This is a genomic window from Amycolatopsis sp. NPDC048633 (assembly GCF_040650695.1).
Taxonomy (GTDB): domain Bacteria; phylum Actinomycetota; class Actinomycetes; order Mycobacteriales; family Pseudonocardiaceae; genus Amycolatopsis.
Window position 1 is genome coordinate 188,332 of the sequence record NZ_JBEZHS010000011.1, and the last position, 17,812, is coordinate 206,143.

General features: G+C 72.2%; 17 protein-coding genes. 11 read left to right on the forward strand and 6 right to left on the reverse strand.

The features are described from left to right. The 6 genes from sucD (at window position 1) to AB0C38_RS21845 (ending at window position 6,503) form a co-directional block, all read left to right on the forward strand. Window positions 1-891: a succinate--CoA ligase subunit alpha gene (gene sucD, locus AB0C38_RS21820; RefSeq protein ID WP_360676031.1), complete on the forward strand. Its 891-nt coding sequence runs from the start codon at window positions 1-3 to the stop codon at window positions 889-891. Window positions 892-1,098: 207 nt separating this feature from the next. Then, a complete protein-coding gene (locus AB0C38_RS21825) occupies window positions 1,099-1,884 on the forward strand; it encodes a DUF5336 domain-containing protein (RefSeq protein ID WP_360676033.1) in 786 nt (261 codons plus the stop codon). A gap of 155 nt (window positions 1,885-2,039) precedes the next feature. Further along, entirely contained in the window at window positions 2,040-3,491 is a 1,452-nt protein-coding gene (locus tag AB0C38_RS21830; protein WP_360676035.1) for a DUF6350 family protein, read from the forward strand. 79 nt (window positions 3,492-3,570) lie between these two features. After that, the gene (gene purN, locus AB0C38_RS21835; protein ID WP_360676038.1) at window positions 3,571-4,188 is read left to right on the forward strand and encodes a phosphoribosylglycinamide formyltransferase; all 618 of its coding nucleotides are present in this window, start codon (window positions 3,571-3,573) and stop codon (window positions 4,186-4,188) included. After that, on the forward strand, window positions 4,178-5,737 hold the full coding sequence (purH, locus tag AB0C38_RS21840) for a bifunctional phosphoribosylaminoimidazolecarboxamide formyltransferase/IMP cyclohydrolase (protein ID WP_360676041.1): 1,560 nt from the start codon (window positions 4,178-4,180) through the stop codon (window positions 5,735-5,737). Before purN ends, purH begins: the two co-directional genes overlap by 11 nt. A gap of 25 nt (window positions 5,738-5,762) precedes the next feature. Next, on the forward strand, window positions 5,763-6,503 hold the full coding sequence (locus tag AB0C38_RS21845; protein ID WP_360676044.1) for a hypothetical protein: 741 nt from the start codon (window positions 5,763-5,765) through the stop codon (window positions 6,501-6,503). Here the strand turns inward: AB0C38_RS21845 and AB0C38_RS21850 are convergent. From AB0C38_RS21850 to AB0C38_RS21860, 3 genes are all read right to left on the reverse strand, one after another. Next, entirely contained in the window at window positions 6,487-7,005 is a 519-nt protein-coding gene (locus tag AB0C38_RS21850; protein WP_360676047.1) for a GNAT family protein, read from the reverse strand. The genes AB0C38_RS21845 and AB0C38_RS21850 overlap by 17 nt on opposite strands. Beyond that, the gene (locus AB0C38_RS21855) at window positions 7,002-7,751 is read right to left on the reverse strand and encodes a hypothetical protein (RefSeq protein ID WP_360676050.1); all 750 of its coding nucleotides are present in this window, start codon (window positions 7,749-7,751) and stop codon (window positions 7,002-7,004) included. The genes AB0C38_RS21850 and AB0C38_RS21855 overlap by 4 nt, the downstream gene beginning before the upstream one ends. A 68-nt stretch (window positions 7,752-7,819) precedes the next feature. Continuing rightward, on the reverse strand, window positions 7,820-8,287 hold the full coding sequence (locus AB0C38_RS21860; RefSeq protein WP_360676052.1) for a GNAT family N-acetyltransferase: 468 nt from the start codon (window positions 8,285-8,287) through the stop codon (window positions 7,820-7,822). 294 nt (window positions 8,288-8,581) lie between these two features. On the opposite strand from AB0C38_RS21860, the gene AB0C38_RS21865 reads away from it, so the two are divergent. From AB0C38_RS21865 to AB0C38_RS21880, 4 genes are all read left to right on the forward strand, one after another. Beyond that, window positions 8,582-9,274: a hypothetical protein gene (locus tag AB0C38_RS21865; protein ID WP_360676055.1), complete on the forward strand. Its 693-nt coding sequence runs from the start codon at window positions 8,582-8,584 to the stop codon at window positions 9,272-9,274. A gap of 418 nt (window positions 9,275-9,692) precedes the next feature. Next, window positions 9,693-11,255 carry a DNA polymerase Y family protein gene (locus tag AB0C38_RS21870; RefSeq protein ID WP_360676202.1) on the forward strand — a complete coding sequence of 521 codons (1,563 nt, stop codon included), beginning with the start codon at window positions 9,693-9,695 and terminating at the stop codon, window positions 11,253-11,255. Window positions 11,256-11,257: 2 nt separating this feature from the next. Continuing rightward, window positions 11,258-11,968, forward strand: a complete 711-nt coding sequence (locus AB0C38_RS21875; RefSeq protein ID WP_360676057.1) for a hypothetical protein — start codon at window positions 11,258-11,260, stop codon at window positions 11,966-11,968. After that, window positions 11,969-15,274: an error-prone DNA polymerase gene (locus tag AB0C38_RS21880; RefSeq protein ID WP_360676060.1), complete on the forward strand. Its 3,306-nt coding sequence runs from the start codon at window positions 11,969-11,971 to the stop codon at window positions 15,272-15,274. Here AB0C38_RS21880 and AB0C38_RS21885 read toward each other — a convergent pair. Genes AB0C38_RS21885 through AB0C38_RS21895 form a run of 3 tightly spaced genes read right to left on the reverse strand, consistent with a single transcriptional unit; the run spans window position 15,267 to window position 17,243 of the window. Then, entirely contained in the window at window positions 15,267-15,995 is a 729-nt protein-coding gene (locus AB0C38_RS21885) for a methyltransferase domain-containing protein (RefSeq protein WP_360676063.1), read from the reverse strand. The two genes, AB0C38_RS21880 and AB0C38_RS21885, sit on opposite strands and share 8 nt — an antisense overlap. A gap of 32 nt (window positions 15,996-16,027) precedes the next feature. Next, a complete protein-coding gene (locus AB0C38_RS21890; protein ID WP_360676066.1) occupies window positions 16,028-16,453 on the reverse strand; it encodes an acyl-CoA thioesterase in 426 nt (141 codons plus the stop codon). Then, entirely contained in the window at window positions 16,422-17,243 is an 822-nt protein-coding gene (locus tag AB0C38_RS21895) for a helix-turn-helix domain-containing protein (RefSeq protein WP_360676069.1), read from the reverse strand. Before AB0C38_RS21895 ends, AB0C38_RS21890 begins: the two co-directional genes overlap by 32 nt. A gap of 75 nt (window positions 17,244-17,318) precedes the next feature. On the opposite strand from AB0C38_RS21895, the gene AB0C38_RS21900 reads away from it, so the two are divergent. Then, window positions 17,319-17,786, forward strand: a complete 468-nt coding sequence (locus AB0C38_RS21900; protein WP_360676072.1) for a VOC family protein — start codon at window positions 17,319-17,321, stop codon at window positions 17,784-17,786. Window positions 17,787-17,812 lie beyond the last annotated feature (26 nt).

The following is a 17,812-nucleotide window of genomic DNA, read 5'->3' on the forward strand; positions in this document are numbered from 1 at the left end:
ATGTCGATCTTCATCAACGAGAACAGCAAGGTCATCGTCCAGGGGCTCACCGGCTCCGAGGGCATGAAGCACGCGACCAAGATGCTGAAGTCCGGCACGAACATCGTGGGCGGCGTCAACGCCCGCAAGGCCGGCCAGACGGTCACCATCGAGGGCAAGGACCTCAAGGTCTTCGGCACGGTCGAAGAGGCGATCAAGGAGACCGGCGCCGACGTGTCGGTCATCTTCGTGCCGCCGAAGTTCGCCAAGGACGCGGTCCTCGAGGCGATCGACGCCGAGATCCCGCTCGCCGTGGTGATCACCGAGGGCATCCCGGTGCACGACTCGGCCTACTTCTGGGCGCACGCGGTCGCGAAGGGCGGCACGACCCGGATCATCGGGCCGAACTGCCCCGGCGTGATCAGCCCCGGCAAGTCGAACGCGGGCATCATCCCGGCCGACATCGCCGAGGCCGGCGCGATCGGCCTCGTGTCGAAGTCCGGCACGCTGACCTACCAGATGATGTACGAGCTGCGGGACATCGGTTTCTCCACCGCGGTCGGCATCGGCGGTGACCCGATCATCGGCACCACGCACATCGACGCCCTCGAGGCGTTCGAGGCGGACCCCGACACCAAGGTCATCGTGATGATCGGCGAGATCGGTGGCGACGCCGAAGAGCGCGCCGCGGCGTACATCAAGGAGCACGTGACGAAGCCGGTCGTCGGTTACGTCGCGGGCTTCACCGCGCCCGAGGGCAAGACCATGGGCCACGCGGGCGCCATCGTCTCCGGCTCCTCCGGCACGGCCGCCGCCAAGAAGGAGGCCCTCGAGGCCGCCGGCGTCAAGGTCGGGAAGACCCCGAGCGAGACCGCCGTCCTGGCACGTGAGCTGTACAACAACCTCGGCTGAGTTCGAGGCGTAACTCCTGGTGAGGCCGGGCACCGCACAGGTGCCCGGCCTTTCCGCGTTTCGGGACGAAACCTCCCGAGGTATTCACACGTCTGATGGGCTGGTGGCCTGCGAGTGCGCTAGCGTTCGGCGCACACAAGCCGCCTCGTCTTTCCCGGGCGCCCTCGTGCCCCGGAGTGCCGGTCGAACCGACAGGAGTGCATCCCGATGACCTTCCCCAGCGGTGGGCCTGGCTACCCCCAGCAGGGTGGCGGCCAGCAGCCCCCCGGACCGCCGCCGTCCAGTGGCTTCCCCGCGCAGCAGCAACAGCCGCACTCGCACCAGTCGCCCTCGGGCGCCGCGAACCTGACGCAGAACCTGCCGCTGCTGCTCGCGCTGGGCGTCGCGGTCTTCGGCCTCGTCCAGTACTTCCTCGGCTTCTCCGACAACGCCGACGTCGGCAACGGCACGTTGCTCCTGCTCGCCGGTGGCCTGCTCGCCGCGATGCACGCGCTGCCGAAGGGGCCGAAGACGCTGCCGTTCGCGGCGCTGCTCAGCGTCCTCGGCGCGCTCGACGTCCTGGACACGCTCGTCTCGTTGCAGACGACGCCCGGCATCGTGACCGTCATCCTGATCCTGGGGATCCTGCAGATGCTCGCCGCGGTCGGTGCGGTGCTGATCGAGTACGACGTCGTCAAGCCGCCGGCGCCGAAGCCCGCCGCGCCCTCCTACGGCGGCCAGTACGGCCAGCCCGGTCAGCAGCAGTACGGCCAGCCGGGTCAGCCCGGTCAGCAGTACGGCCAGCAGCAGCCGGGCCACGGGCCGGTTTCCCAGGCCGGGGAGCCGTCGGCGCCGTTCTCGCAGGGCCAGTACGGCTCGCCGAACCCGCCGTCGACCACGCCGCCGCCGGGACCGCAGGCCACGACGTACGCCCCGATGCAGGGCCAGTTCTTCCAGCAGCCGCCGTCCGACAGCCCGGGCACGCCGCCCGGGGGCTTCGGCAAGTCGAGCTGACGCGAACCGCGTGAAAACACCCGCTGTGACGCTCCGTGTCACAGCGGGTGTTTTGCACTCCGGGGTTACCCGACCGGGTGGGTTAGCTTCGCCACGCAGGTCGGAGGCGGCGTGGCTCACCCGTACGGACCAGCCCGGATGTCAGGGTGCGGATCATGGACGTGCTCGCTGACTCCCGCGAGGAGCCGGTGGGCGACCTCGAACCCGACGTCGAACTCTCCCGGGCGGCACGGGTGCGGGTGTTGCTCGCCGCCGCCCTCGGTCCGCTGGTCACCGGCTACGCCGCCATCGCGACCGTGCTGACGCTGGTGGCGCTCACCGCCCCGCGCACCGTCTTTTCCGGCACCGGCGTGCTGCTGGCCGCCGGGCCCGGCTGGCTTGCCGCGCACCAGGTACAGCTCGACCTCGGCGTCCACCCGCTCGGGGTGCTGCCGCTCCTGCCGACGCTGGGCGCACTCGCGCTCGCCTCGCGGACGGCGTCCGGCGCTGCCGTGCGCCTCGGCTGCCGGTCACCCCGTGAAGCGCTGCCGGTGTTCGCCACGATCACCGGCGCGCACGCGCTGTTCGGGCTCGTCATCGCGCTCTGCGCGCAGGGCTCGTCGGTGACGGCGAACCCGCTGGTCGCCTTCGCCGTTCCGGGGCTGCTCGCCGCGGCGGCTTCGGCGGTGGGCATCGCCCGGTGCTGCGGGCTGCCGGACGTCGTCGCCGAGCGCCTCGACCCCCTCGCCCTGCGCGGGGTCCGGGCCGGCGCGCTGGGCCTCGCGGTGCTGGTGGCTTGCGGCGCCGTCGTGTTCACCGTCGCGACCGCGCTGTCCTGGCGGACGGTCGCCGACATGTACGAGCCCGCGCTCGGCAGCAGTTTCGGGATGTTCCTGCTCTCAGTTCTGTACCTGCCGAACGCCGTGACGGCCGTGCTCTCGTTCGTCACCGGGCCCGGCTTCTCGATCGGCGACCTGAACGTCGGGATGTTCGGCTACCGCGGCGGGGCCGTTCCCGGCATCCCGCTGCTGGGCGGCCTGCCCGAGCACCACGCGGCGTGGTGGCCGGCGCTGCTGGCCCTGCCCGCGGCGACCGGCGTGCTCGTCGGCTGGGCGCTGCGCAAGGTGGACGCGGACCCGGCGCAGCGCATCCGCGCCGTCGCGGTGGCGGGTGTGGTCGTCGCGCTCGGCTGCGTCCTGCTGGGCACGCTGTCCGGCGGACGGCTCGGCGACGGCCCGTTCGACCCGGTGAGCGTGCCGGTCGGCGTCGCGTCGGTCGTCGCGTTCTGCTGGATCGTCATCCCGGGCTCGTTCACGGCGTTCTTCGCGGGTGAGCACGAGCCGCCGGCGCCGCCCGAAGCGTTCGAAGACAACCAGGCCTTCGAAGACGCCGAAGAGGTCGACGTCGACGAAGCTGCCGAAGCCGTCGAGGAAATCGAAGCGTCCGAAGAGGACGAAGAAACCGAAGAGCCCGAAGAAGAACTCGACGAGGACGCGGAGTTCGAAGCCGAAGCCGACGCCGAACTCGGCCTCGAAGAACCGGCCCAGGACGTCCCCGCGGACGACGAGGCTGTGACCGGAGGCACCGAGACCTGCGGCGACGTCGGGCCGGCCGAGACCGACCGTTAGGGTTGACGCGACCTGGTGAAGCGCCGTGCGCCCTGGCTGCGCACCGCCGGCGGCTAAGGAGCCTGCTCTGTCTCAACGGTTGGAGCTGCCCACTCCGGTGAAGCTCGTCGTGCTCGCGTCGGGCTCCGGCACCCTCCTGCAGGCGGTGCTGGACGCCACCGGGCGGTCCGGCTTCCCGGCCAAGGTCGTCGCCGTCGGCGCCGACCGCACCGGCATCGAGGCCCTCACCCGCGCCGAACGCGTGAGCATCCCGGCGTTCACGGTCCGCGTCGCCGACCACCCCGACCGCGCCGCCTGGGACAAGGCGCTGGCCGAGGCCGTCGGGGCCTACCAGCCCGACCTGGTCGTCTCCGCCGGGTTCATGAAGATCCTCGGGAGCGAGTTCCTCGGCCGGTTCACGGTGGTCAACACGCACCCGGCGCTGCTCCCGTCGTTCCCCGGGATGCACGCGGTGCGCGACGCGCTGGAGGCCGGGGTCAAGGTCACCGGCTCGACCGTGCACTTCGCGGACGCCGGGGTCGACACCGGGCCGATCATCGCCCAGGAGGCGGTCGTCGTGGAGCACGACGACACCGAAGACGTCCTGCACGAACGGATCAAGGCCGTCGAACGCAGGCTGCTGGTGGAAACGATCGAGCGACTCGGCCGCGGTGGCTGCACCGTGGACGGACGAAAGGTGACATTTCGTGAGCACTGACCTGGGACGGCGCCCGGTCCGCCGGGCACTGATCGGCGTCTCGGACAAGGCGGGCCTGCTGGACCTCGCGACCGGCCTGCACGCGGCCGGCGTCGAGATCGTCTCCACCGGCGGCACGGCGAAGGTCATCGCCGACGCGGGTGTCCCGGTCACGCCGGTCGAAGACGTCACCGGCTTCCCCGAGTCGCTGGACGGCCGCGTCAAGACGCTGCACCCGAACGTGCACGCCGGCCTGCTGGCCGACCAGGGCAACGCCGACCACGTCGCGCAGCTGGAGAAGCTCGGGATCGCGGCGTTCGACCTGCTGGTCGTGAACCTGTACCCGTTCACGCAGACCGTCGCGTCCGGCGCGAGCCCCGAGGACTGCGTCGAGAACATCGACATCGGCGGCCCGGCGATGGTCCGCGGCGCGGCGAAGAACCACGGCAGCGTCGCGGTCGTCGTCGACCCGGCCCGCTACGGCTGGGTTCTGGAGCGCGTCGCCGACGGCGGCTTCGACCTGACCGACCGCAAGCGGCTCGCCGCGCAGGCGTACGCGCACACCGCGTCCTACGACATCGCGGTCGCGTCGTGGTTCTCCAACGTGTACGCGCCCGCGGACGACTCCGGCTTCCCGGACTTCTCCGGCGTCAGCTGGGAACGCGGCGAGGTGCTGCGCTACGGCGAGAACCCGCACCAGAAGGCCGCGCTGTACAAGGGACACCGGGCCGGCCTGGCGCACGCCGAGCAGCTGCACGGCAAGGCGATGTCCTACAACAACTACGTCGACACCGACGCCGCCCGCCGCGCCGCGTTCGACTTCGCCGAGCCCGCCGTCGCGATCATCAAGCACGCCAACCCGTGCGGCATCGCGGTCGGCACCGACGTCGCCGAGGCGCACCGCAAGGCGCACGCGTGCGACCCGGTTTCGGCCTACGGCGGCGTCATCGCGACGAACCGGCCGGTCAGCCGCGAGGCGGCCGAGCAGATCGCCGAGGTGTTCACCGAGGTCGTGCTGGCACCGGACTTCGACGCCGAGGCCCTGGAGATCCTGCAGCGCAAGAAGAACATCCGGCTGCTGAAGCTCCCCGAGGTCGCGCCGTCGCCGATCGAGTTCCGCCAGATCTCCGGCGGCGTGCTCGTGCAGACCGTCGACGCGATCGACGCCGCCGGTGACGACCCGGCCACCTGGCAGCTGGCCACCGGCAACCCGGCCGACGAGCAGACCCTGCGCGACCTCGAGTTCGCGTGGCGCTCGCTGCGCGCGGTCAAGTCGAACGCGATCCTGCTGGCCACCGACGGCGCGACCGTCGGCGTCGGCATGGGCCAGGTCAACCGCGTCGACTCGTCGCGGCTGGCGGTCTCGCGGGCGGGCGACCGGGCCAAGGGCTCGGTGGGCGCGTCGGACGCGTTCTTCCCGTTCCCGGACGGCCTGGAAGTGCTGGTCGAGGCGGGCGTCCGCGCGGTCGTGCAGCCCGGTGGCTCGGTCCGCGACGCCGAGGTGATCGCGGCCGCGGAGAAGGCGGGCGTCACGATGTACCTGACGGGGACGCGCCACTTCGCGCACTGACCCGCGCTTCGAGAGGGAGGGCTCGATGCAGCAACCACCGCCGTACGGACAGGGTCAGCCGGGCCACGGGCCGCAGGGGCCGTATCCCCAGCAGCCCGGCTACCCGCCGGGGTACCAGCAGCAGGGGTACCCGCCGCCCGGCTACGGCGGGCCGATGCAGCCGCCGAAGAAGAAGCGGACCGGGCTGATCCTCGGCATCGTCGGCGGCGTGGTCGTGCTGCTCGGCGCGGGCATCCCGCTCGGCATCTTCGCGAGCGACTACTTCGCGAGCACCGGCGCGGCACCGTCGTCGTCGCCGGTGCCCGCCGAGTGCCAGGTCCCGGCCCAGGCGCTGGAGAAGGCGGGCTTCCCGAGCTTCGCGCTGGGCGGCCCGGGCACCGCGAACGTGCCCGGGCTGAAGCAGGTCAACTGCAGCTGGAAGCCCGGCCCCGACGAGAACGTCCGCGACGCCACCCTGAGCGTCCGGCTCACCGGGTACTCCGGGGAGAACGCGCGGGACTCGGCGAACCACCTGTACGAGCCGATCGCCCCGGCGGTCCCGCCGACCGACGTGCCGGGCGTCGGTGACAAGGCGGTGCTGGTCCGGCTGGTCACGAAGAGCGCCTTCAGCGGTTCCGAACTACACGTCCTGAAGGGCACGACGGTCGTCATCGTCGAGGTGTCCGGCTGGGACAAGGGGTTCTTTTCGAACTCGCCGATGCCGCAGCAGGAGACCGACGACGCGGTGAAGGCGGTCGGCACCGAGATCGTCAAGAAGCTGCGCTAGGGCGGAACAACGCGTAGATCACTTCGTCGCGCCAACCGCCGTCGCGCCAGGTGACCTCGCGCAGCACACCTTCGCGGTGGAACCCGGCCCGCTCCAGCGTCTTCTGCTCGGCGGCGTTCCCGCCGTCGGTGAACGCCTCGAGCCGATGGGCGCGGGTGACCGAGAAGAGGTGCGCGACGAGCAGCCGGTGCGCAGCCAGTCCGATGCCCCGGCCGCGGTGGTCCGGCAGCAGCGTCAGGCCGATCTCGAAGCAGCCGCCCGCGGGCCCGCCGCGGTCGGCCGCTTCCCAGCTCGCCAGGCCGGCGACGACGTCGTCCGCCGTCACGGCCAGCGTCGAGTCGTGTGGGCCGAGGTAGCCGTCCTCGGCCCAGCGACGGCGGCGCACCCGCGGGTCCGTGAACCCGGTCCACTGGTGGGCGCCCAGCACCGCCGGGTCGGTCGCGAAACGGTCCAGGACCGGCAGGTCCTCCTCGCGGAAGGGCCGCAGCGCGACGTCGTTCACGCGGGGGCGGGCAGCGTCTTGCAGAGCGCGACGGGGAACTTCGGCTCGGCCGCCCGGATCTCCGGGCAGCCGGCCGACTTGACCTGCGCGAACGACGTCCAGCCCGTGGTGCCCCAGCGGAAGACCGCGCGGGCGGGCGGGTCGGTCTGGCGCACCAGCAGGTCGAGGACCAGCCAGTTCGGGTCGCAGACGCGGGTGGTGCCCGCGCTCTCGGCGCCCGCCGCGGACACCGCCGCGCCGATCCACGCCGGGTCGCAGTGGTCGGCGGGCGGGGCGCAGGTGCCCTGGGGAGCGCAGTGGCCCCAGCCGGCGCCGAGCTTGTGCCAGGCGTTGCCGTTGTCGCCGTTGAGGATCACCGTGCGGTCGGCGACCGGCGTGGACGTGGCCAGCCGCAGCTCGGCGGGCACCTTGTCCTGGCAGCCGCCCGCCGCGGGCCGGGTCGAGTAGACGACGTCGGCGCGGACGTCGGTCTTGGTCTCCACGATCTGTTCGATGCGCGGCTCCCGGACGCAGCCGGGGTCCTTGCCGGGCAAGGCGACCTGCACGAACAGGCTGCCGTCGTCCGGGCCTGGGCGGATCCCGGTGACGTCGGCGCGGAACGAGCGCCACTCGGCGCCCATCGTCGTCGGCCCGGAGGCCGCGGCCTTGGCGCCGGGCACCCCGCCGCCCGCGGTGAGCACGACGGCCAGCACCGCACCCGCCGCGACCAGCGCTCCGGCGATCCACAGAACCGGCCGTTTGGTCATCGCCCACCCCCAGAAGTCCACCGGGGAATCTAGCCGACGCCACAGCGTCAGGCGGGCGGACCGGGTTTTTAGCGCTGTGTGACGTCCTTCTCGAGGTAGACGGCGCCGCTGATGTGGCCGCCGGCTTCGGGCGCGTCGGTGAGCCGGTAGCCGGCCCGCTGGTAGAGCGTGATGTTGCGGGTGCTGCGGGCCCCGGTGAACAGGGCGAACCGGCGTGCTTCGGCGGGCACGTGCGCCTCGGCGTGCTCGAGCAGCCGGCGCCCGAGCCCGCGACCGGCGAGGTCCGGCGCGACCATCAGCCGGCCCAGCTCCCAGCGGTCGTCTTCCAGCCGGGCGCGGACCGCGCCGACCAGCCGGTGCTCGTCGCGCAGGACCCACACCGACCAGGTCTTCGTCCAGTCGCGGACGTCTTCGAGGGTTTCGTGCAGCGCGGGGATGTCGAGGGTGTCGTTGAGGACGGCCTCCTGGACCCAGCAGCAGCGTTGCAGGACGAGCAGTTCCGGGCAGTCTTCGGGCCCGGCTTCGGTGAGCTCCACGCGGTCTGTTTAGCGATCGCGGTTGGGCGCGGGCAACTTCATTACCTTGGCGGGGTGACCGTGCGGCGTCGGCTTTCGCCGGCGCGGGAATGCTGGCGTCGCCTTCCTGGGCACAGCACAGCACATGCCACGAGTGGGTGACTTGACACCTCGGGTGGTTCGCGGTTGACTCGTACACGTCGAACAGGTGTTCGACGTGTAACCGCCGCCTTCCCCGCGGCGAACCAGTGCCGTCGGTCGTGTTTTGGGAGAGGCCCGACCGCCGGCCTAGTCCGTGGTGGGGAGGTGCGTGCGGTGACCGCAGTGGTGGAGCCGCCGGTGGCCCGGCTGGCGGCCCTGCCCGGGGTCAGCACGGCGAGCCGGGTCGCGGCCCAGGCCGAGCGGGCGCGGGCGACGGGAAAGGTGCTCCCGGTCGTCCCGGCGCTCGCCGGGCTGCTGCCCGCCGCCGGGCTCCGGCGCGGGAGCACGGTGGCGGTCCACGGGGGAACGTCGCTGCTGTTCGCGCTGCTCGCCGAAGCCACCGCCACCGGATCGTGGGCAGCCGTGGTCGGCATGCCATCGCTGGGGCTGGCGGCGGCGGCCGAGTACGGCGTGGACCTCGGCCGGGTGGCGCTGGTCCCGCGTCCGGGCGCGGAGCTCCCGGCGGTGGTCGCGGCGCTGCTCGACGGCGTCGACCTGGTGGCGCTCAACGCGGAGAAGGTCCAGGCAGCCGTGGCGCGGCGGCTGTCGGCCCGGGCCCGGCACCGCGGGGCGGTGCTACTGGCGTCCGGCGCATGGCCGGGGGCCGACGTCGAGCTGTCGTGCCGGTTCTCGGCGTGGTCCGGTCTGTCGGACGGTTACGGCCACCTGACCGAGCGACGGGTCCAGGTCCGAGTCCACGGCCGCGGCGCGGCGGCCCGCCCAGTCTCGGCGGACCTCCACCTCCCCGGCCCCACCGGAACCCCCACCCCGCACCGCCTCCCCCTCGAAAAGGAGGCAACAGCATGACCATCCGTCCAAAGTGGACCCCCACCCCAACCCGGCCCGGCACGCTCGCCGGCCAGCAGCAGTGTCGACCCTCCGATCACGCGAGTCGACCGCTCAATCACGCGTGTCGACCCTCCAGGCACGCGGCCCGACTCTCTGGGTGCGCGGGGCGGCCCTCGGGGTACGTGTGTCGACCTTCCGATCACGCGAGTCGACTGCCCAATCACGCGAGTCGACCGTCCATGTACGTGAGCCGACCCTCCGGGTACGCGAGCCGACTCTCCAGGTACGTGTGTCGACCCTCCAACCACGCGAGTCGACCCCGCAAACACGCGTGTCGACCGCTCTGTCACACCCGCCCGGCGGGCGTTCGCCGGCCGCGCGAGGAGGGCGCATGACCGTCCCCGCGCAGCGTCGTTCCGCCGGCCTCCCCACCCGGATGCTCGTCCTCTGGTGTCCGGACTGGCCCGTGGTCGCCGCCTCGGCCGTCGGTGGGGTTCCTGTCACCGCGCCCGCCGCTGTTTTCAGCGCCAACCGCGTTGTCGCCGGCAATGCCGTTGCCCGGCGGAACGGCGTCCGGCGGGGGATGCGGCGGCGGGAAGCGCAGTCGAACTGTCCGGACCTGGCCGTCTTCGCCGCCGACGATGGCCGCGACGCGCGGCTCTTCGAGGCTGTCGCGAGGGCAGTCGAGGCACTCGTCGTCGGGGTCGAGGTCGTGCGGCCGGGGCTCGTCGCCGTTCCCGTCGCCGGCGCCGCCGGGTACTTCGGCGGGGAACACGCCCTCGTCGAGCGGCTCGTCGACGAAGTGTCCGCCGCGGCCGGCGTCGAATGCCAGGTCGGCGTCGCCGAAGGGCTCTTCGCCGCGACGCTCGCCGCGCGGTTCGGGGAGTTCGTCGAACCCGGGCGCGTCGCCGAGTTCCTCGCTCCGCTGCCCGTCACCGAGCTCGACCAGCCCGGCGCCGACCGCGCGGAACTCGTCGACCTGTTGCGACGGCTCGGGTTGCGGACGCTCGGCGCGTTCGCGGACCTCCCCGAGCGCGACGTCGTCAACCGGTTCGGCGCCACTGGCCTGCTCGCCCACCGGCTGGCGCGGGGCCGCTCCGAACGTCCACCTCTGCGGCGACGCCCGCCGCCCGAGCTGACGCTCGCCGAGGAGTTCGACCCGGTCGTCGAGCGGGTCGACGTCGCGGCGTTCCTCGCCAAGGGGCTCGCGACGCGGTTCTGCGCCGGCCTGGCCGGGCACGGCCTGGCCTGCACGCGGCTCGGCGTCTACGCGGTCACCGAGGAGGGCGAACACCTCGGCCGCGCGTGGCGGTGCGCGGAACCGCTGACGCCCGCCGGGGTCGCCGACCGCGTCCGCTGGCAGTTCGAAGGCTGGCTGCGCGCCGCGCCGGGCCGGCGTCCGACGTCGGGTGTGGTGCGGCTGCGGCTGGAGCCCGAGGAGATCGTCGAAGGGCGGTCGCTGCAGCTCGACCTGTGGCAGAACGGTCGTTCCGACGAGGACGACGAACGCGCGGCGCGGGCGTTCGTGCGGGTCCAGGGGCTGCTCGGGCCGGAGGGCGTGGTGACGCCGTTGCTCGACGGCGGGCGTGACCCGGCTGGCCGTGTCCGGCTGGTGCCCTGGGGCGACCCGCGCGAGCGGACGGCGCCGGCCGACGCGACCTGGCCGGGGCGGCTACCGGCACCGTCCCCGGCGACGGTCCTCGACCGCCCGGTGCCGGCCCAGGTCTTCGACGCCGAGGGTCGGCCGGTCGGCATCACATCGCGCGAGCAGCTCACGGCGGTCCCGCGCGGGCTGAGCATCACCGGCGGCCCGCAGCGGGAGGTCGTGGGCTGGGCGGGGCCGTGGCCGCTGGCGGGCGACCGCCGAAGACCGGGCCCGCGGCGGGCGCGGCTGCAGCTGCTGCTCGCGGGCGAGCCGGACGACCCGCCGGACGCGGTGCTGGTGCACTGCGCGGGCACGGAAAATCCACTGTGGACGGTCGAGGGAGTGTACGACTGAGCATGGACGAGGACTACGCACGAAAGCTCCGGTCCTGGCTGCGCGCCGAACCGGGGGCCACGCCCCGCCGGGCCGAGGAGGAGCGCGAGTGGCTGCGCGAAGTACCGGCTCCGGCGACCGACGGCGGAAGGGTGCCCGGCGAGCAGCTTCGGCCGGGCGCGGGCGACGGGAGCTGGGCGGCCGACGAGCGGCAACCGGCACCGGCGTACGACGGGGGATGGCCCGTCGGTGAGCAGCTTCCGGCACCCACCCCTGACGGAGGCGCTGCTGCCGACCACCTCCCGCCACCCCAGCCTGACTCGGACCAACGCTGGTCGGTCCGCGGCCAGCTGCCGGAGGTGCCCGCCACCCAACCCGATGCCGACGATGAGTGGGTGTGCCCGGTGATCGTGCTTCCGGTTCCGCGCTTGTCACAGGAGAACGGCTGCCGCATGAGCGCAGCCGAAGTCCGGAGCCGCCGGAATCATCCGTCGGGTCGGCTGCGCGAGGAGACCGCCGCTGAGCCGATCAGCGAAGCCGAAGCCTGGAGCCGCCGGAATCACCCGTCGGCACGACTGCCGGAGACAACCGCCGAGCCCTGCCCTCTCAGCGAAGCCGAAGCCGAAGCCGAAGCCGATGCCGCAGCACGGAGCCGCTGGAACCACCCCAGCAACTGGCACCGCCGCCGCCGGGAGGCACGAGCCGCCGAGCGGGACGAGCCCGGGAGCCGCTAGATGGGCTGGAACAACCCACCCGTCCGCTGGAAGGACCTCGCCCGCACCCTCGCCGGCGGGGTGCCTGCCGGCGACCACGGCGACAGCCCCGCCTGGGGCCGCCGTCGCGAGGCCTACCAGCGTCCCGATGACCTCCCCGCCCGCCGCAACGACGATGGCGGCGAGGCCGTCCGCGTCCCCTACGCCGAGCTGCACTGCCACTCCAACTTCAGCTTCCTCGACGGCGCCAGCCACCCCGAGGAACTCATCGAGGAAGCCGCTCGCCTCCAGCTCGACGCCATCGCCCTCACCGACCACGACGGCATGTACGGCGTCGTCCGCTTCGCCGAGGCCGCGCGGGAACTCGGCGTCAACACCGTCTTCGGCACCGAGCTCAGCTTCGGCCTCCAAAACCCGCAGAACGGCGTCGCCGACCCCGAAGGCGAACACCTCCTGCTGCTCGCCCGCGGTGACCAGGGCTACCGGGCCCTCTGCCGCGCCATCACCGCCGGCCAGATCCACGAAAAAGCCGAAAAAGGCAAGCCCAGCTACGACCTCGGCGCGGTCGCCGAGGAGGTCGCCGGGCAGTGCGTCGTCCTCACCGGCTGCCGCAAAGGCGCCGTACGCTCCGCCCTCGTCACGCACGGCCCAAGAGCCGCCGCCGAGAAACTGAAGGAACTCACCGAAAGATTCGGCCGCGACAACGTCTACGTCGAGCTCACCGACCACCGCCAGCCGCTCGACAGCACCCACAACGACGTCCTGACGCAGCTCGCCGAGGACCTCGGCCTGCCGACCGTCGCCACCACCGCCGCGCACTACGCCCGTCCGGAACGCGCCCCGCTGGCCGACGCGCTCGCCGCGATCCGCGCCCGCCGCGGCATCGACGAGCTGGAAGGCTGGCTGCCCGCGGCCGGGACGGCGTTTCTCCGCAGCGGCGCCGAAATGGACGTCCTGTTCCGGCGCTACCCCGGCGCTGTCCGCCGCTCCGCCCTCCTGGGCATGGAATGCGCGTTCCCGCTCAAGCTGATCGCCCCGAAACTGCCGCCCTTCGACGTCCCCGAAGGCCACACCGAGACGACCTACCTGCGCGAACTCACCCGAAAAGGCGCGGAGGAGCGCTTCGGAGGCAAAGAGCACGAAGAGAAGGCCACCGAACAGATCGCCCACGAGCTGGAAATCATCGAGAAGCTCGGCTTCCCCGGGTACTTCCTGATCGTCTGGGACATCGTGCGGTTCTGCAACGACAACAACATCCTTTGCCAGGGAAGAGGTTCGGCCGCGAATTCGGCCGTCTGCTACGCGCTCGGCATCACGAAGGTCGACTCGGTGGCCAACAAGCTGCTCTTCGAGCGCTTCCTCGCCCCGGACCGCGACGGCTACCCCGACATCGACCTCGACATCGAGTCCGACCGCCGCGAAGAGGCCATCCAGTACGTCTTCGAGAAGCACGGCCGCCTCCGGACCGCCCAGGTCGCCAACGTGATCACCTACCGAGCGCGGTCGGCGGTCCGCGACGCCGCGCGGGCGCTGGGCTACTCGCCGGGCCAGCAGGACGCCTGGAGCAAGCAGATCGACCGCTGGGGATCGTTGCGCAGCACCGAAAAGGACCACGACCACGACATCCCGGACGACGTCGTGCAGCTCGCGTTCGCGCTCGAGGACTTCCCGCGCCACCTGGGCATCCACTCCGGCGGGATGGTCATGTGCCACGAACCGGTGAGCCAGGTCGTGCCGGTGGAGTGGGCGCGGATGGCCGACCGCAGCGTCATCCAGTGGGAGAAGGAGGACTGCGCGGCCGCCGGGCTCGTCAAGTTCGACCTGCTGGGCCTCGGCATGCTCTCGGCGCTGCACTACATGCTCGACCTCGTCGCGGAGTACAAGGGCGAGAAGATCGACCTCGCCGAACTGGACCTCACCGACCAGAACATCTACGGCATGCTCTGCCGCGCCGACGCCATCGGCGTGTTCCAGGTCGAGAGCCGCGCGCAGCTGGCCACGCTGCCGCGGCTGCGGCCCACGGAGTTCTACGACCTCGCGGTCGAGGTGGCGCTGATCCGGCCCGGCCCGATCCAGGGCGGTTCGGTGCACCCGTACATCCGCCGCAAGCAGGGCATCGAGGAGTGGGACTACGACCACCCGCTGCTGAAAAACGCGCTGCACAAGACCAAAGGCGTCCCACTGTTCCAGGAACAGATGATGCAGATCGCGCTGGACGTCGCGAACTTCACCGCGGCGGAGGCCGACCAGCTGCGGCACGCGATGGGCTCGAAACGGTCGGACCGGAAGATGGACCGGCTGCGGCAGCGCTTCCTCGACGGCGCCGCGGCGAACGGCGTCGAAGCCGAGCTCGCCGGGAAGATCTTCTTGAAGCTCAAGGCTTTCGCGAACTTCGGCTTCCCGGAGAGCCACGCGCTGAGCTTCGCGCACCTGGTGTTTTCGAGCGCCTACTTCAAGTTCTACCACCCGGACGCGTTCCTGGCGGGCCTTTTGCGCGCGCAGCCGATGGGCTTCTACTCGCCGCAGTCGCTGGTCGCGGACGCGCGGCGCCACGACGTCACCGTCCACGGCCCGGACATCAACCGCAGCCTGCCGCACGCCACCCTGGAAGCGGGCGGCGGGAAGTTCCACGACGTGCGCACCGGGCTGAGCACCGTCCGGATGATCGGGGAGGACGTCGCCCAACAGATCGTCACCGAAAGACGAGCGAACGGCGACTTCGCCGACATGGCCGACGTCGCCCGCCGCGTGCGGCTGAAGACCCCGCAGATCGAGGCACTGGCCACGGCGGGGGCGTTCGAGAGCTTCGGCGGCGACCGCCGGCAGGCGCTGTGGACCGCGGGCGCCGTCGCCGGGGAACGCCCGGAGAAGCTGCCCGGCCTGATCGGCGGGCAGGCTCCGGTACTGCCCGGGATGGACGGCCTCGACCTCGCCGCGGCGGACGTCTGGGCCACCGGGGTGTCGCCGGACAGCTACCCGACCGAGTTCATCCGCGACCGCCTCGACGCGCTCGGCGTCGTCCCGGCGAACGGCCTGGCCGACCTCGAAGACGGCGCGCGCGTGCTGGTCGGCGGGGCGGTGACGCACCGCCAGCGCCCGGCGACCGCGGGCGGCGTCACCTTCCTCAACATCGAGGACGAGACGGGGATGGTCAACGTGATCTGCACGCTCGGCCTGTGGCAGCGCTACCACCGCGTCGCGCGCGCCAGCCCGGCGCTGCTGATCCGCGGGGTGGTGGAGAAGGCCGACGGCGTGGTCAGCGTCCTCGCCGACCGCGTCGAGGCGCTGCCGATGCGGATCAAGGCGAAGTCGCGGGACTTCAGGTGAGCGGGCGCCGGACGATCGTGACGATCTCGGGGCTCGTGTCCGTCACCGGGGTGCGGTCCCAGTAGCCGTACTGCTCGTCGACGACCAACCCGGCGTCGTCGATGAACTCGCCCAGGGACGGAACGTCGAGGAACCGCAGCGTGCTCTCGCTGTACCGCGGCGCGTCCCAGCTCGGGCTTTCGTACGTCGTCGTGAAACTGACGTACCCGTTCTCGAACGGCCCGACGTCGTTCCACGACCGCACTTCGCCGGCTTCCCAGACGTGCGAAGGTGTCCAACGCTCCCAGCCGCGGGCCGCCGGGTTGCGGGTGTCGAACCCGAACCGGGCACCGGGGCGCAACGCCCGCCGGATGGCGGCGAAGGCCGTGCGCAGCTCGTCGTCGGTCAGCAGCACCTGGAACGCGTGCCCGGTCATCACGGCGAAGTCGAACTCGCTGTCCCAGGCGGCGGTCGACAAATCGCCGTGCACCCACTCGACGTCGTCCCGGCGGCGGGCCTGGATGAGCATGCCCTCGGCGGGGTCGAGCCCGACGAGCCGTCCTTCGTGGCCGGACTCGCGGGCCCAGTGCAGCAGCGAACCGGTGCCGCAGCCGACGTCCAGCGCCGACTCCGCCGCCATGATCATCGGCAGGTAGAACGCGAAGTCGCCGCTGCTCTCCCGCGGGTTCATCGCGTCGTACAGCGAAGCGAGGTACGGGTCGACGTAGTCGTGGTCGGGCACGGTCGTCACCGTAGTGAGCGGGCCGGGAAAGCTCACGGGGTTTTCGGGGCCAGGCCGAGCAGTTCGGGGTGCGCGGCCAGCTCCTGCCAATGCGCGCCGGGGTCGGGGAGCAGCCGGCGCCGGTCGAGGTCCAGCAGGCCCGACACCGACGACACCGAGGCGACGAGCGTGCCGTCCGGCGCGTGGAACTCCTGCACCACCCGGGAAGTCTTGCCCTCGCCCCACTGGAACGCACAGTTGACTTCGACCTCGCCGTGCCTGAGTTCGCGGTGGAACCGCACGGTCGTCTCCAGGTTCACCGGGCCGATCCGGCGCGCGGCCAGCTCGGCCGGGTCGATGCCCGCGGCCTGAACGCACATCCAGCGCGCGTGGTCGGCGTAGGCGAGGTAGGCCGGGCCGCGGACGTGGCCGTTGACGTCGAGGTCGTCAGCGCGCACCGCGATGGTGACTCGGAACATGCGGACGATCGTGGCGCGGGGGCGCGGCTGCCGTCTGGAACTTTTCGGCCACCCGGACGAGTGCCGCGGGGGAGGAACCGGACAGGCGCCGGCATTCACGGCCGAGGTGGGACTGGTCGGCGTACCCGAGGTCGGCGGCGACACCGGCCAGCGACGCCCGCCCGGCGGCCAGGGGGTCCAGGAGACGCAGGAAGCGCTGGAACCGCCGGACGCGGTGCAGCTGCTTCGGTCCGGCGCCGACCGCGTGGACGAAGTGGCGCCTCAACGCGCGTTCGCTGAGCCCCACGGCGACCTCGGACGTCCGCGTGGTCGCGCCGAGGGCCTGAACGGCAGCCAGTACCCGCCGGTCCGGCGTCGCGCTCCGGCGGGCGACGAGCGTCTCGAGGATTCCACGCTGGGCCTCGGGATCAGCGGTCGCCGCCAGGACTTCTTCGGCGCGGCGGGCGTTCGCGCCCCAGAGGTCGCTCAGTCTCGTCACGGCCGACAGTTCCGGCATCGACGTGCCGAGCACGGCGGCCGCGGCCCCGCAGCGCAGCCGAACGCCGACACGGGACGCCGACGCCGGGACCCACAGCCGCAGGGGAGCGCCGACGGTGACGACCACCGTGAGCGCGTCGCCGTCCCAGACGAGGTCCGCGCAGCCGTCCGGGAGCACGCGCAGCGGCCGGGCCCAGCCGGTGCGCCCGTGCCAGCCGCAGGCCAGGACTCCGGTCAGCGCGGCGGGCGGCGCGACTTCGCGGTACACCGACCGCGCCCCGGCGACCGCCAGTGGCCGCAGCGGAACTCCCATGCGCCCAGTATGCAGCGGTCAGGAACTGTCCTATTTCGATCTTACGGTCATGACCACACCGACTGAGGAGGAACCATGGCCAACCCTGTTCCCGAGGGCTACACGACGGTCACCCCGTGGATCATCGGCCACGACACCGCCGGTCTGCTCGACTTCCTGAAGCGCGCGTTCGACGCCGAAGAGCTCGGCCGCGTCGCCGGCGAAGACGGGAAGATCGGCCACGCGGAGGTCCGCATCGGCGACGCGGTCGTGATGGCGTTCGACTCGCCCGGCGACTGGGCCGCGACCCCGGCGTTCCTGCGGCTTTACGTGCCGGACAGCGAAGAAACCCAGCGACGCGCGATCGAAGCGGGGGCGACCGAGGTGACCCGCCAGACGGTCTTGTTCTTCGGCGACCGCGTCGGCCGCGTGCGCGATCCCTTCGGCAACCTGTGGTGGATCCAGACCCGCCTGGAGAACCTGGACGAAGCCGAGATGGCGCGGCGCGCGCAGCTGCCCGAGTACGTCGAGGCGATGAACTACGTCCAGGGTGCGAAGCTCTAGCCGCAGGCGTGTGTGGCACCCTGGGG